Source organism: Nocardia sp. NBC_00508 (assembly GCF_036346875.1).
In the GTDB taxonomy this organism is placed as follows: Bacteria; Actinomycetota; Actinomycetes; order Mycobacteriales; family Mycobacteriaceae; genus Nocardia.
This window is the reverse complement of record NZ_CP107852.1, coordinates 768,385-781,914: the sequence shown is the minus strand read 5'-3', so window position 1 is coordinate 781,914 and position 13,530 is coordinate 768,385. Positions and strand designations below refer to the sequence as shown.

Annotated in this window: 13 protein-coding genes; 1 reads left to right on the top strand and 12 read right to left on the bottom strand. The window is 68.2% G+C overall.

Annotated features, from left to right (window positions below):
* Window positions 1-33: 33 nt before the first annotated feature.
* Window positions 34-1,647, bottom strand: a complete 1,614-nt coding sequence (locus OHA40_RS03345) for an FAD-dependent oxidoreductase (RefSeq protein WP_330231602.1) — start codon at window positions 1,645-1,647, stop codon at window positions 34-36.
* A gap of 52 nt (window positions 1,648-1,699) precedes the next feature.
* Window positions 1,700-2,350, bottom strand: a complete 651-nt coding sequence (locus OHA40_RS03340) for a TetR/AcrR family transcriptional regulator (protein WP_330231601.1) — start codon at window positions 2,348-2,350, stop codon at window positions 1,700-1,702.
* Window positions 2,351-2,778: 428 nt separating this feature from the next.
* Here OHA40_RS03340 and OHA40_RS03335 point away from each other — a divergent pair, with 428 nt between their 5' ends.
* On the top strand, window positions 2,779-3,951 hold the full coding sequence (locus OHA40_RS03335) for a fatty acid desaturase family protein (protein WP_330231600.1): 1,173 nt from the start codon (window positions 2,779-2,781) through the stop codon (window positions 3,949-3,951).
* Between the two features lie 69 nt (window positions 3,952-4,020).
* Here the strand turns inward: OHA40_RS03335 and OHA40_RS03330 are convergent, their stop codons facing one another.
* From OHA40_RS03330 to OHA40_RS03285, 10 genes are all read right to left on the bottom strand, one after another.
* Window positions 4,021-5,244: an MFS transporter gene (locus OHA40_RS03330; RefSeq protein WP_330231599.1), complete on the bottom strand. Its 1,224-nt coding sequence runs from the start codon at window positions 5,242-5,244 to the stop codon at window positions 4,021-4,023.
* Entirely contained in the window at window positions 5,237-5,464 is a 228-nt protein-coding gene (locus tag OHA40_RS03325; protein WP_330231598.1) for a hypothetical protein, read from the bottom strand. Before OHA40_RS03325 ends, OHA40_RS03330 begins: the two co-directional genes overlap by 8 nt.
* A 274-nt stretch (window positions 5,465-5,738) precedes the next feature.
* On the bottom strand, window positions 5,739-6,551 hold the full coding sequence (locus OHA40_RS03320; protein ID WP_330231597.1) for a carbohydrate ABC transporter permease: 813 nt from the start codon (window positions 6,549-6,551) through the stop codon (window positions 5,739-5,741).
* Window positions 6,541-7,527 (bottom strand): carbohydrate ABC transporter permease, encoded by a 987-nt coding sequence (locus tag OHA40_RS03315; RefSeq protein ID WP_330231596.1) that lies wholly within the window; start codon window positions 7,525-7,527, stop codon window positions 6,541-6,543. Before OHA40_RS03315 ends, OHA40_RS03320 begins: the two co-directional genes overlap by 11 nt.
* Before the next feature lie 4 nt (window positions 7,528-7,531).
* Window positions 7,532-8,389: a metallophosphoesterase gene (locus OHA40_RS03310; protein WP_330231595.1), complete on the bottom strand. Its 858-nt coding sequence runs from the start codon at window positions 8,387-8,389 to the stop codon at window positions 7,532-7,534.
* Window positions 8,386-9,759, bottom strand: a complete 1,374-nt coding sequence (locus tag OHA40_RS03305) for an ABC transporter substrate-binding protein (RefSeq protein WP_330231594.1) — start codon at window positions 9,757-9,759, stop codon at window positions 8,386-8,388. The genes OHA40_RS03310 and OHA40_RS03305 overlap by 4 nt, the downstream gene beginning before the upstream one ends.
* Window positions 9,760-9,794: 35 nt before the next feature.
* The gene (locus OHA40_RS03300; RefSeq protein ID WP_330231593.1) at window positions 9,795-10,928 is read right to left on the bottom strand and encodes an ABC transporter ATP-binding protein; all 1,134 of its coding nucleotides are present in this window, start codon (window positions 10,926-10,928) and stop codon (window positions 9,795-9,797) included.
* 9 nt (window positions 10,929-10,937) lie between these two features.
* Entirely contained in the window at window positions 10,938-11,831 is an 894-nt protein-coding gene (locus tag OHA40_RS03295; protein ID WP_330231592.1) for an alpha/beta hydrolase family protein, read from the bottom strand.
* Window positions 11,828-12,352, bottom strand: coding sequence for a YiiD C-terminal domain-containing protein (locus tag OHA40_RS03290; RefSeq protein ID WP_330231591.1), 525 nt, complete (start codon window positions 12,350-12,352; stop codon window positions 11,828-11,830). The genes OHA40_RS03295 and OHA40_RS03290 overlap by 4 nt, the downstream gene beginning before the upstream one ends.
* 11 nt (window positions 12,353-12,363) lie before the next feature.
* Window positions 12,364-13,524 carry an acyl-CoA dehydrogenase family protein gene (locus OHA40_RS03285; protein ID WP_330231590.1) on the bottom strand — a complete coding sequence of 387 codons (1,161 nt, stop codon included), beginning with the start codon at window positions 13,522-13,524 and terminating at the stop codon, window positions 12,364-12,366.
* Between the last annotated feature and the right edge of the window lie 6 nt (window positions 13,525-13,530).

Here is a 13,530-nt window from a genome sequence, read left to right as displayed (position 1 = left end):
GGTGTTCTCCTGTCGATGGAAGCGATTCGGTAGTCAGTGCGCTGCGGCCAGGTCACGGCCGGCGATCCAGCCCCAGGTGAGGGCGCAGGCGATGGTCAGGCCGCCGGCGATGGTGCCGGGGCCGAAGACTGCGGCGGCGGCGTTGCCCGCTGCGTAGAGCCCGGGGATGGGGCGGCCGGTCCAGGCGAGGGCGCGGGCGCGCCGGTCGGTGCGCGGGCCGCCTTTGGTGCCGACTGCGCCCGGGTACACGGGAACAGCGAAGAACGGTGGTTCGCACACCGGTCCGAGATTGGGATGGGCGGCGGTGGGGTCGCCGAAGGCGTGCTCGTACCGGGTCTGCCCGCGGTGGAAGTCGTCGTCGCGCCCGGCCTCGGCCATGGTGTTGAAGCGGGTAACGGTCTGTTCCAGCGCCGCCGGGTCGATGTCGATGAGTTCGGCGAGTTCGGCGAGGCTGTCGGCGCGGACCAGCCAGTCCGGTGCGGGCGCGCCCGCGGCGATGCCCGCGACCGGGTATTTGGCGCGGAATCGGGCGTCGCCGATCGCCCAGGCGGGCAGATTGCGCGGCCGGTGGGTATTGGCGTCGAGTTCGGCGAAGGCGGTCGCACAGTTGTGGCTCGATTCGTTGACGAATCGGCGCCCGGAGGCGTTCACCCACAACACATGTGGCAACGACCGTTCCGGCAGCGCGAGCTGCGGCTGCGGCGTGGCAGCAGCATCGGGCCAGGTCCGGCCGGGGACCTGGCACGCGGGCCAGGACCAGTACTCGCCGGGGTAGGCCAGTGCCGCACCGACCTGCCCGGCCAGGCGCAGACCGTCACCGTGCTGAATCGGCGGCGTCACCGGGTGAGTGAGCGGCCCGGACAGCAGCTGCGCCCGCAGGGTCGGGTCGTGCTCGAATCCGCCACAGGCGAGCACGACACCGCGCCGCGCGCGAACGGTGCGGTGCGATCCACCGTGGTCGACTCGAACTCCGGCGACCCGCCCGTGCTCGTCGCGAGTCAGTTCGATCACCCGGGCGTTTCGGGTCAGGTGGACACCGGCTTTCCGGCAACCGTGCAGCAGCCCGACGATGAGCCCGGCCCCGAGCGTCACCGTGCCGTCGGACCTGCGCTGGGCGATCAGATCCAGCGGCGGCGGACCACCGGAGAACAAGCGGTGCTCGAGCACCTCCTGGTTGGTGAGCACCGGCGCGAACAGCGGCGCCGGCCACAGCAGCTCGTCCAGGTCGCCGAGCTCGCCGACCTCCTGTGGATTCACCTCGACGTGGCGGGCGGTCTTGCCGCCGGGCAGCTCGACGAATGTGTCCGGATAGGCCGTGACCGGGAAGAAACGGATCGGCGAGTGCTCCTCGAGGAACCGCACCAACGCCGGGACGGCTCGCACGAACGTCTCGACGAGTTCGTCGTCGCGCCCGGGGGCCGCAGCACGGCAGTAGGTCAGCGCCTCCTCGGCGGAATCGGCACAACCTGCCTCGATCATTCGATGGTTGGCGGGGGCCCACACCTGCCCGCCGGACACCGCGGTCGATCCGCCCCAGCGCGACGACGCCTCCAGAACCATTACCTCCGCACCGCTGGACGCAGCGGACAGCGCAGCCGCCAACCCGGCTGCGCCCGAACCGATCACCACCACATCGGTCTCGACCATGAGTTCCTCCTCACTAATTTGTATACAAGTACACAAATTAGTGAGCGGTCTGTCAAGAGCGTGCGATCAGCCCGTCGAGCACCGACTCGAGTCCGTATTCGTAGTTTTCCCAGGGATGCGGCCACTCGGCCGCGAACGAGGCGATGGTCGGGGTCTGCTCGGGATCGGCCGAAGCGATCATCAATGCCTGGAAACGAGGGTGTTCCGGTTCGGACCCGGCGCGCGTCATCGCTATCCGTATGGTCAGCACGCCCACGGTGTATTGCCACACCGTCCGGTAGGCGGCGGCGGCCTGCCCGCGGGTGAGGCCGCAGGCAAGAAATGCTTGCAGGATCTCCTCGACCGCCCACAGAATCGATCGGCTCGCCAGGTCGCCGCTCACCAACACGCTCACCACCCACGGATGTGCCGCCAGCGTGTCATGGATCATCCGCCACAGCACCACCAGCCGCTGTCGGGGATTCTCGGGCAGCTCGGGCCGGTCGAGCGCGGCCGCGATGCGGTCCAGCAACAGCAACAGCAGTTCGTCCTTGTCACGAACATGCCGGTAGATCGCCATCGGTGAGCTCGAGAGCCGCGTGGCGACTCCCCGCATGGTCAGCCCGGCGATCCCCTCCGACTCCACGATTTCCTCCGCGACCGTGAGGATCGTCTCCCGAGACAGCCTGGCCGGGCGCCCACGGCGCCGCACCGAGTCGTTCATCGCCACAGTCTGGCAGCTCACCCACGCTCAGCCCGGTCCAGCAGGGACGCTCCTCCCCGCACGCCGAGCAGCTGCGCAGCGCCTCCGGCCTGCCGCTTTCGCTGCCCGCCGACGCCGCCATCCCGTGCGGCGTGTCCATCGAGTGCCGCGCACGAGCCCCACTGGCCTGAGCTGCCCGACGGTGACACACGGGCGCAAGTGGGAATCCTGGCGCACCGGCCGCGGTCGGTGCAGTGCAATCGTCACTCGGATGTGTCGTCCATAGGTGTGTCGGTTAACCTGGCGGTGGTCTCATCGCGACATTCTGGTGGCGAGGCAGACGAGCTTCCATGCGCTGACTTCCGATAGCCCGCTGTGCTGGGCGCGGCGTGGAGGACGACAATTCGAGCCCGGAGACCGACAACAACAACAGGATGCGTAGGCAACCCGTGGTAATCGAAAGTAGTACCGGCCGGGTGGTGCCGAAATCCGCCGCCACGACGAGCGCGCTCGTAGCGTTGGAACACATCGATCCAGGCGCACCGGGAACGGGGCGAGTTCTCTCGTCGTCGAACGCCCAGACCGGGGAACACGGACCGCCGCGTGGCAGCGAGTACGCGGTCTTGATGCGTCGGGTGCGGCAGGCGGGGCTGCTGGATCGGCGGTTGCGGTATTACCTCTGGAAGAGCGCGGTCACCGCGATGGCGTTCGTTGCCGGGTGGGCGGCGTTCTTCTTCGTCGGCGACTCGTGGTGGCAACTGGGCGTCGCCGCGTTCTTGGCGGTTGTGTTCGCCCAGTTCGCCTTCCTCGGTCACGATGCCGGGCACAGACAGATCTTCGGCAGTCGACGGGCCAACTACCTGTTCGGTGTGATCGCGGGCAATCTCGGTATCGGGCTGAGCATCGGCTGGTGGGTCAGCAACCACAACCGGCACCACGCTCACCCCAACACCGAGGGCGCGGACCCCGACGTGATGGGAGTGCTGGCCCATTCCGGCGATCGAGCACGGGCGGGCAAAGGTTTCCGGCGGCTGATCTTCCGCTACCAAGCCTGGCTGTTCTTTCCCATGCTGTTCCTCGAGGCAGGCAGTCTGCACTACGCGAGTGTTCGGGCGGTGCTGCGCTGGGCGATACCGAACCGTATCTGGGAGGGCGTCCTGCTGGCCGCGCACGCTGCCGGGTACCTCGCCGCGGTATTCCTGGTCCTGTCGCCGGGCAAGGCGGTGGCCTTCATCATCGTGCAGCAGGGCCTGTTCGGGTTCTACATGGGCTGCACCTTCGCCCCCAACCACAAGGGGATGGAAGTACTGGCCGAAGGCGAATCGACAGACTTCTTGCGCCGTCAAGTGCTCACGTCTCGCAATGTCCGCGGCGGTTGGCTCGTCGACGCGGCCCTGGGCGGTCTGAATTACCAGATCGAGCACCACTTGTTCCCGTCCATGCCGCGGGCCAACCTGCGCCGAGCCCAGCCGATGGTCGAACAGTTCTGCCTCGAGCTCGAGGTGCCCTACTGCCAGACCAGCCTCTTCGACTCCTACCGCCAAGCACTGAGCCACCTCCACACCGTCGGCAAACTCGCCCGCCCACTACCGCCTGCGGTCGCCGCCAGTCGAGCCGACTGAGTTCCATCCGTCCGCCCACGCATGCCGGGTGCGTCTTGCCGTCCCGGCCGGAGGGATGTGGACGCAGGATTACCGCTGATCGGCCATCTGGGCCGGTGTGCGGTTGGCGCTGCTCGCCAGGACCGCGAGCACGAACATCGCCGCCAGGGCGATCCAGCCTGTTGTCACCACGCCCACGGCGGACAGCAGGTAACCGGCGCCGAGTGCGCCGATCGCGACCGCGCCGTCGCAGACGAATCCCATTGTCGCGAGGGCACGGCCGAGCGTGTGGTCGGGAACGACGGCGACCCGGTAGGAGGTCAGCGCGACGTTGCTGGCGATTCCGACGCCACCGATCCCACACCAGCACGCGGCCAGCACGAATGGGTTGGTGCTGAGCGCGATCGGAACGAGCAGCGCGGTCCATGCCCACAGCGCACCTCGATAGACGAGCCGGGGACCGCTGCGGGCGACGAGTCGTGCGGCCGCGGCGGCGCCGAACAACCCGCCGACTCCGGCCGAGGCCAGCACGACGCCGACCGTCCACGTGGGATATCCGCCGGTCGTCAGTGCCACCACGATCAGCAGCAGCACGACCTGGATGACGATATTCGATGCCCCGATCGCCGCCGTCGAAGCACGCAGGAACGGGTCGCCCAACACGATGCGCGGCCCGTCTCGGAGGCCGTGGCCTACGGAGCGGTCGGCGGGCTCGGCGGGTGGAGGGGAGGCGGGTCTGCGGAAGCGGATGAGTGAAAGTGCCGTGAGGCAGTACAGATACGACGCGGCGTTGACGACGAACGGTAGCCAGCGGGCCGCGCCGTAGATGGTGGCGCCCGCGGCTCGACCGGCGAGCGCGGCGATCGGCTGTTCGGCCTCGAGCAACGAGAACGCCGCCGGTCGTTGTGCGGGCGGCACCATGTCGCGTATCACGCCGACCTCGGTGACACCGACGAAGACACAGACGCTGCCTTCGATGAACGCCGTCACGACAAGTACCGGGACCAAGCCCGGCGTGTGCGTCGCGATCGCCACGGCGGCCAGAACGGTCGCCGTCATCCCGACGAACTGGCAGACCATCAGGATGCGCATTCTATCGATGCGGTCCGCGATCACCCCTGCGGGGATCTGGAGAAGCAGACTCGGCAAGCTGAGCGCGAATCCGGCCCACCCGGCCGCGGCGGGGGAGCCGGTCACCGCGAGCACCACCAGGGGATAGGCGATACGCACGCCGTGGAATCCCACCAGCGATCCGGCCTGTCCGGTCCACAGCAGCAGGAAGTCCCGGTTGCCGAGGATCCCTCGACTACCCATGGGCGGCGGGGTCGTTCGACAACCAGCGCAGCACTTCGGCGACCCCGTCGGCATCCGAGGACACCGCGCGCCACAGGTGGGCGGCCACCTCGGCCCGTTCGTTCAGGATGCCGAAGTCGCCATCCGGATAGAGCTTTTCATGACAGTACCTCCTTCTCCGTCCTCCACTGCGAATCGGCGAATTACCGATCGACGAGGTGAGGAATCGATCGGAATTCACCGCATGATCGGCGCAGGAGGGTGACTTCGTGTGGTCGGCGGCTTACCGACCGAGGTCAAGGTACGTCATTGCGCCGCACGGAATTACAGATCGCACTCCCAATCGCGGGAAGTCGAGAATGTGAGAAGTGGTTTTCCGGAACGGTTTACAAGCAGCACGGCATCGCGCATCGTTCAATACGCGACCTATCGGATTCAGCTGGTAATTCGTTGAACTGATGAGATGACAATGGCGCCCTGATCGAATCAATCGGGGCGGCACCCATCCGCACGGCCTACTTCAGCCCCGACCGCACGAACGCGTTGACGATGTGGCGTTGCAGCAGCAGGTACATCAGCAGGACCGGGAGGCAGGCGAGACTTGCTACCGCCATCATGGGTCCCCACTGGTCGCCCTCGGTGCCCATGAAGCTGCGCAGGCCGAGTTGGAGCACGCTGTTGGATTGACGCAGCACCACGGCGGGCCAGAAGTATTCGTTCCATGCGTTGATGAACAGCAGGATCGCCAGTGCCGCCAGTGCGGGTCGCAGGTTCGGCACGACCACGGTCCACAGGATCGACCATGAGGAGCGGCCGTCGATCTTCGCCGCCGCCACGAGTTCCTTCGGGAAGCTCGCCATGTGCTGGCGCAGCAGCAGGACCGCGAGTGCCGAGCACAGCGTCGGAAGCACCACGCCGATGAGCGAATTGAGCAGGCCGAGCTGTGTCAGCAGCACGTAGTTGGGCAGCATGGTCACCTGGAACGGCACCAGCCAGGTGCCGACGAACGCCAGGTACAGCACCCGCTGGAACGGGAATGTGTACATCGCGAAGGCGTAGGAGGCCAGCAGCGCGATCAGCAGCTGCCCCGCCGCCGACAGCGCCGCGACGAAGAAAGTGTTGCCGATGAGGCCCAGCACGTCGACCTTGTCGGCCGCGTCGCCGTAGTTGGCGAACGACATCGGCCAGGGGATCGGTGACAGCGAGGTCACGTCCTCGGGCCGCCGCAGCGAGGTGGCGAACAGCCAGTAGATCGGAAACGCGCACAACACCGCGGTCGCCGCGAGCAGAACGTGGCTGCCGGCGGTGCGCAGTCGGTCAATCATCATGGAAGGCAACCTTTTCCGAGATCCACACCAGTATTCCGGCGATCACCCCGAATCCGGCGAACAGCAGCACACCTGCCGCGGCGCTGAGTCCGGCGTCGAAGCTGTGGAACGCGTAGTCCCACAGCAGGTAGTAGATATTGGTGGTCGCCTGTGCCGGGCCGCCCTGCGTCATCGAGTCGATCAGCGGGAAAGTCAATGTCGGACTGAGCAATACCGTCGTGAGCACCAGGAACAACAGGGTGGGCGACAGCAGCGGTAGGGTGATCCATCGGCGGATCTGACTTGGGCTCGCGCCGTCCACCCTGGCGGCGTCGTCGTACTCGCCGCTGATGCCCGCCAGCCCCGCCCAGACCACGAGCACCGCGAATCCCAGCAGCTGCCACCCGGTGATCACGATGATCACCTCGTGCGCGGTGCTCGCGTCGTAGACCCAGTTGCGGTCCGAACCGAGGACCTGGTCGACGAAGCCGCTGCCAGGATGCAGCAGCCAGCGCCACACGGCCGCCGCGGCGACGGGCGCGACGAGGAACGGCGCGAACACGAACGCGTGGTAGACGGTGCGCGCCCGGCCGTGCACCCGCCTGCTGGCCAGCGCGATGAGCAGCGGAAGCACCACGGTGAACGGCAGCATGCCCGCGATCAGCACCCCGGTGCGGCCGATCGAGTCCCAGAAGGCCGGAAGATCCAGCAGCCGTTGGTAATTGCCGAGTCCGACCGGTTTCATCGGCGCGGTCGGCAGCAGATTCCACGAGTACGTGGACAGCTCGACGGCTTGGACCAGCGGCCGATAGATCCACACGACGAGCAGCACCAGTGCGGGCGTCAGATACAGGTACGGCACGGCGAACCGCCCCGCCCGGCGAAACCGGGCGGGGCGGTTCGACGACGCGACCGAATCGGACGCCCCCGTGATCACGGTGTCCACCGCACGGCCCCCGTCCACCGCACGGCCCCCGGCGGATTCGACGACGAACATCGAGTTACCCGGCCTCCGCGGCGAGCGCGGCGAGCTGGTCGAGCACGTCCTGCTCGGGCCGTTCGTAGAGGGTCTCGGCGGGTGTCGCCTCGATCGCGGTGGCCACCAGGGCCGAGCCGAGCAGATCGATGCGGCTGTAGCCGAATCCGAGCAATCCCCGATGCCGTCCCACGGGCGCGATCGGATCGAGCCGGTACGCGAGCGCGGGCCCGATCCAGACCGGTATCCCGGCCAGCGCCGCCGCAGCGGTGAGATGGTTGTGCCCGCAGATGATCAGCCGCACATCGGAATCCGCCAGGACTTCGGCGAGCAGCTCCGGCCGTTCCAGCCGCAGGTACTCGGTGGCCGCGACCGGCGAGGGGATCGGCGGGTGGTGCAGCACCAGCAGTGTGCCGTGCGGGGCCCGCTCGCACAGCTGGTCGGCGAGCCAGTCCAGCTGCCGCTCCTCCAGCCGTCCGTCGTGCCGCCGCGGCGTCGTGCTGTCCAGCGCGATCACCCGCAGTCCCGCCACCTCGACGACCTGATCGAGCGGGGCGTCGGGATCGACTGTGGCGGAATCCCTGCCGAGCAGTTCGGTGGCGAAGGAGGTGCGCTCGTCATGGTTGCCCATGACGTAGAGCGTCTTCGCGCCGAGCTCCTCGGCCACCGGCTCGACCGCTGAGCGCAGCCGCCGATAGGCCTCGGGCGACCCGGTGTCGGTCAGGTCACCCGAGAGCACCAGCGCGTCGATACGCTGCCGCGACGCCCGCAACTGCTGCAGCACATGCGTGAGGTTGGCGTAGGTGTCCACCATCCCGTGCACCCGTTCCCCGGCAGGGCGGATATGGGTGTCGGTGAGCTGGACGATCGTCGCCGCGCTCATGACGTCGGAAGGAGTTTGGCGCCCTGGTCCCTGGCGGCGGTGAGGGTGGACTGCGGATCCTTCCCCTGGAACACGATCGCCTCGACCGCCTCCATCATGCCGTCGCGGACCTGCAGGTAGTTGGTGCCGGGCATGGAGATCCACGGCTCCATGTTCGCCAGCTGGGCGACGTTCGGCGCCAGCAGCGGGTTCTGTTTCGACCACGCCTGCAAGCCGTCCGGATCGTCCATCAGGCCGGTGCGCAGCGGCAGATAGCCGATGCCCTGCGAGATCTTGGTGTAGGCCGGTTCGCTGGTGAGGAACTTGATCAGCTCCCACGCCGCGCGCTGCTTGTTCGGGTCGTTGGACAGGATGTGCAGCGAGGCACCGGAATTCGTCGGCACGGTGGGCTTGCCCGCGAAGCTCGGCATCGGCGCCGAGCGCAGATCCCACTTGTCCTTGGCGCCGGTGACGAAGGTGCCCTGGATCGCGCTGGTCTCCAGGATCATGCCGATCTCACCACGGCCGAACGCCTCGTAGCCCTGCTTCTGGTTGAGCTTGGGCATGCCGCCGGAGTTGACCAGCTGCTGGCCCATCGCCGTGACCTCGACCGCGGGCGCGTCGGCGAAGGCGAGTTCCGTGCGGTCCTCGGAGATCACCCGGCCGCCGTTGGAACGCACCAGCGACTGGAAGCACCAGTCCTTGGCGGTCTTGGTCAGGCAATCGATGTAGACGCCGCCCTTGCCGGTCTTCCCGGTGATCGCCGTGGCGGCTTCGGCGACCTGCTGCCAGGTGGCCGGGGGCTTCGCGGGGTCGAGACCCGCTTCGGTGAACAGCGAAGCATTGTAATACAGCACGGGAGTGGAGAACACGAACGGAACTCCGTAGGTGTGGCCGTCCCAGTCGGCCAGCGTGCGGGCCTTCGGCGCGAACGGATGCTCGGCGCCGTCGAAGTTGCGCTGCACCTCCTGCTTGCTGACCAAGGTGTCCAGCGGCTTGGCGCCGAGCTGGTGAATGGTGAAGTCCAGATCGCTGAAGCCGAGCTGGGCGACGTCCGGCGGATTGCCCGCGACCATCTGGTTCTGGATGCTGGAGATGGTGTCGGTGGCCGGGTTGGGGCTGTTGCCCTGCGGCTTCTGCGCGGTCACCGTGATGTTCGGGAACTTCGTGCGGAAGTCGGCGATCAGGGAGTTGAAGGTATCGGTCCAGGCGCCGGCGAGTCCGTAGTTGTAGGACTCGAACACGATCGACACCTGCTGATCCGGCTTCAGCTCCGGGATCAGCGCGGCGCCGGTGTTCGAGTCGGTGGTGGTGCTCCCGAGTCCGCCGCACGCGCTGAGCGCGACGGTGGTTGCGAACACCAGGCCCAGAATGGGCGCGGTGCGTTTCACGGTGTGTCTCCTCATCGAGTCGGGGTGTTGCGGGTTCAGGCGACGGCTACGGGTTCGCCCGCGCTGTCGATTCGGGTGTCCTGCCGCGCTTCCTGCCAGGTCAGGCGTAGCCCGGAGGCGGCATGGAACAGATGGATGTGCGCCGGGTCGACCCGCAGCGCGATGCTGTCGTCGACCGCGACGCCCGCGGGACGGGGCGCGCGGGCGCAGAGCGCGCGATCGCCGGTGGTGAAGTGGATCAGCTCCTCGCTGCCCAGGTTCTCCACCATCGTGACCCGGCCGCGAATATCGGCGCCGGTCGGATCCAGCCGCAGCTGTTCCGGGCGGATACCGGCGACCACTTGCAGGTCGTCACCGAAATCGGCGGTGCTGATGGCCAATTCGGTATCGATGCCGTCCGCCGCCACGCGCAGCATGCCGTCGCGCTCGGTGATGACGGCCGGGAACAGGTTCATCGGCGGCGCGCCGAGGAATCCGGCGACGAACGTCGAACGGGGACGGTCGTAGAGCTCGGTCGGCGTGCCCACCTGCTCCACCCGGCCCTCGTTGAGCAGCGCGATCCGGTCGGCCATGGTCATCGCCTCGACCTGGTCGTGGGTCACATACAGGAAGGTCGCCCCCAGGCGCTGGTGCAGCGCGATCAGTTCGGCGCGCGTCGCGCTGCGCAGCTTGGCATCGAGGTTGGACAGCGGCTCGTCCATCAGAAACGCGCCGGGATCGCGAACCATGGCGCGCGCCAACGCGACTCGCTGCCGCTGCCCGCCCGACAGCGCGGCGGGCCTGCGGCGCAGCAGCTCGGTGAGACCGAGTACCCCCGCCACCTCCGACACCCGCTCGGCGATCTTCGCTCGGGGTATGCGCCGGGCGCGGAGCGGGAATCCGATGTTCTTCGCGACGGTCAGGTGCGGGTAGAGGGCATAGCTCTGGAACACCATGGCCAAGTCGCGCCGCTGCGGAGCCTGGTGGGTGATGTCGTCGTCGTCCAGCAGGATCCGGCCGCCGGTCGGATCTTCCAGACCGGCGATCATACGCAGCAGCGTGGATTTGCCGCACCCGCTCGGGCCGAGCAGCACCAGGAACTCGCCGTCGGCGATGTCGAGGTTCACCTCGCGTACCGCGTAGGTGGCGCCGAAGTGCTTCGACACCGCTTCGATTCGCAGTCGTGCCACCAATACTCCTCAGCCCGGCAGCTCACCCGCGACGATCCAGGTCGCCACCCTGGCCGCGATCGCGGGCGAGTCCTTCACCCAGAGGAAGTGGTCGCGGTGCTCGACCGGCGAGTTCTCGTCGATGTGCCACTGGGTCACCCGCGCGTTGGGCATCCGGGAGACCAGGAAGTCGACGTTGGACTTCGGGCCGAGCACGTCGTCGGACAGCGAGAGGGCCAGCACCGGCGCGGACATGGCCCGCAGCAGCGTGTTGTACTGCCGCTTGCTGCCCTTCGGGCGGTAGTAGCTGGTCAGCGAGTGCATCGACCAGTCGCGCATGACGCCGCCCGGCATCGGGGCCGGGATGAGCACGCCGCCGGGCCAGTGGCCCTTCCAGCGGGCGACCAGGCCGATCCACTGGATCTGGCTCAGCGCCTCCCACCAGCGGCGGGCACCGAACGCCCACCAGAACACGGTGCCGGTGCCGATGACGGTCACGCCCGCGATCCGCTCGGGTTCGGCCGCGGTGAACAGCAGCGCCAGCTGACCGCCGAGGCTGTGCCCGAACAGGTGGATCGGCGCCTCGGGGAACCGTTCCCGCACCGCGGCGACCAGCGCGGGCAGGTCGGTTTCCAGCATCTCGCGGTAGCCGAAATCGCGGTGCAGCCCCAGTTCCGGCTGGGCCTCACCGTGCGCGCGCAGGTCGGTCATCGCGACCGAAAGCCCTTGGGCGTGCAGCTCTTTCGCGAGCGGCAGATAGTTCTTCGCCTTCATCGCCATGGCGGGCAGGATCAGTACGACCGGCGCGCCCGCCTTCTTCGCGGGCAGGAACCGGACGGTGAAGGTGACCCCGTCGGCGGTGCCGACCTTGGTCGACTCCAGCGTGGTGAACTCCGAGCGATTGTGTGGTGCCGCGGTGGTCATCGGTCGCCCTCCGGGATGGTGACGTCGCAGACGTAGTCGAAAGTGAACTTGGCGACGGCCACGTCACTGTCGTCGAGCAGCGTCGCCTTGCCGGACAGCTCGAACCGGTTCGACGCGGTCGCGGCGAGCACGTCGGCGAGTTCGCGCTGGTCCACGGTGGCCACCGCGCGGATGCGGCCGATCGCGGGCTTGCGATAGGACGCGCTTCCCCCGCGCAGCACCAACCGGTCGACGATGCGCAGACGAGCGGCCGCGGCGCCGACGAACGCGGCGGCACCGCCGATGTCGGCGGCGGTGAACAGCGCACCAGCGTGCACGGTGCCCATGTGGTTGCGCACGGCACCGACGGCGGGGATCTCGACGACGCCCCGTTCGGGGCCGATCTCGGTGATCACCGTGCCGACGTGGCGGCCGAACGGAACCATCTCCTGCGACACCGCGCGCAGGTATTCGTAGTCGACGGCGGCGCAATCCAGTTCGGGATAGGCCGCCGCGAAACCGGTGATCTCACGCGTGGTCATGGTGTGCTCCTTCAGCGTTTCGTGCGCAGGGCGCGGCGGGCGATGGACCAGCGCAGGACCTCCGACGGTCCCTCGTAGATGCGGAAAGCCCTGGCCTCCACCAGGAATCGGGCAACGAGGTGGTCTTCGCAGACGCCCAGTCCGCCGTGCAGCTGCACTGCCCGGTCGAGCACCCGCCAGACCGCCTCGGAGACGAACGTCTTGGCGATCGACGCGTCGTGCCGCGCCTGCGAGGAGGTCGGCCCCTGCGCGTCGATGGTGTCCGCGGCGGTGCGGATCACGCCGCGTGCCGCGGCGATGTCGATCTCGTTGTCGGCGATCAGCCCCTGCGCTATCCCGTGCTGGGCGATGGGCACGCCGAACGACGTGCGCGTGCCGATGTGCTCGATGGTCAGCCGGTGCGCGCGCACGGCCAGGCCGAGCCAATTCATGCAGAACACCAGGCGCGAGGGCGCGAGCCGGACCTGGGCGAGCGCCAGACCCTGGCCGACTTCGCCCAGCACGGCGGAATCGGGCACCGCGCAGTCGGCGAAGGTCACCTCGCAGTGGCCGCCCGGCGCGCTGGTGTGGTCGAGCGTCGGCATCCTGCGGCCCACCCGCAACCCGGGATTGTCCTGGTCGACCAGGAACATCGTCGGCCCGTCACCGGTGCGCGCCACGCAGATGGTGAAGGCCGCGCCCTGTGCGCCGGTGGTGAAATGCTTGGCGCCGTTGATGACCCAGCCGGACTCGGTCTCCTCGGCGACCGTTTGCAGCATGCCCGGATCGGATCCGGCGCCGGGTGCCGGTTCGGTCATCGCGATCGCGGACCGGACGTCGCCCGCCGCCAGTGGCGCGAGATAGCGCTCTTTCTGCTCGTCGTTCGCCACGTGCGCGAGCAGGTGGATGTTGCCGTCGTCGGGCGCCCACGCGTTGACCGCGATGGGGCCGAGCAGGCTGGCGCCCGCGGCCTCGAGCACCTGCGCCTGGGCGCGGGTGTCCAGGCCGAGTCCGCCGTACCGCGGATCCGACAGCGGGCCGAAGACCCCTGCCTCCTTCGCCTTCTTCTGCAGCTCGAGCCGCAGCGCGTCGTCCATCGCTCGCCCGTCGACGACGACCTCGCGTTCCACCGGAACGACCTGGTCCCGGATGAACTGGGTGGTCTTGTCCACCAATTCCGCCACAGTGGTCATGGCGTC

Coding starts and splice junctions, on each gene's coding strand:
- OHA40_RS03315 (WP_330231596.1), bottom strand. CDS start 7,527: ATGTTCGTCGTCGAATCCGCCGGGGGCCGTGCGGTGGACGGGGGCCGT.
- OHA40_RS03340 (WP_330231601.1), bottom strand. CDS start 2,350: ATGAACGACTCGGTGCGGCGCCGTGGGCGCCCGGCCAGGCTGTCTCGG.
- OHA40_RS03330 (WP_330231599.1), bottom strand. CDS start 5,244: ATGGGTAGTCGAGGGATCCTCGGCAACCGGGACTTCCTGCTGCTGTGG.
- OHA40_RS03320 (WP_330231597.1), bottom strand. CDS start 6,551: ATGATGATTGACCGACTGCGCACCGCCGGCAGCCACGTTCTGCTCGCG.
- OHA40_RS03310 (WP_330231595.1), bottom strand. CDS start 8,389: ATGAGCGCGGCGACGATCGTCCAGCTCACCGACACCCATATCCGCCCT.
- OHA40_RS03295 (WP_330231592.1), bottom strand. CDS start 11,831: ATGACCACCGCGGCACCACACAATCGCTCGGAGTTCACCACGCTGGAG.
- OHA40_RS03290 (WP_330231591.1), bottom strand. CDS start 12,352: ATGACCACGCGTGAGATCACCGGTTTCGCGGCGGCCTATCCCGAACTG.
- OHA40_RS03345 (WP_330231602.1), bottom strand. CDS start 1,647: ATGGTCGAGACCGATGTGGTGGTGATCGGTTCGGGCGCAGCCGGGTTG.
- OHA40_RS03285 (WP_330231590.1), bottom strand. CDS start 13,524: ATGACCACTGTGGCGGAATTGGTGGACAAGACCACCCAGTTCATCCGG.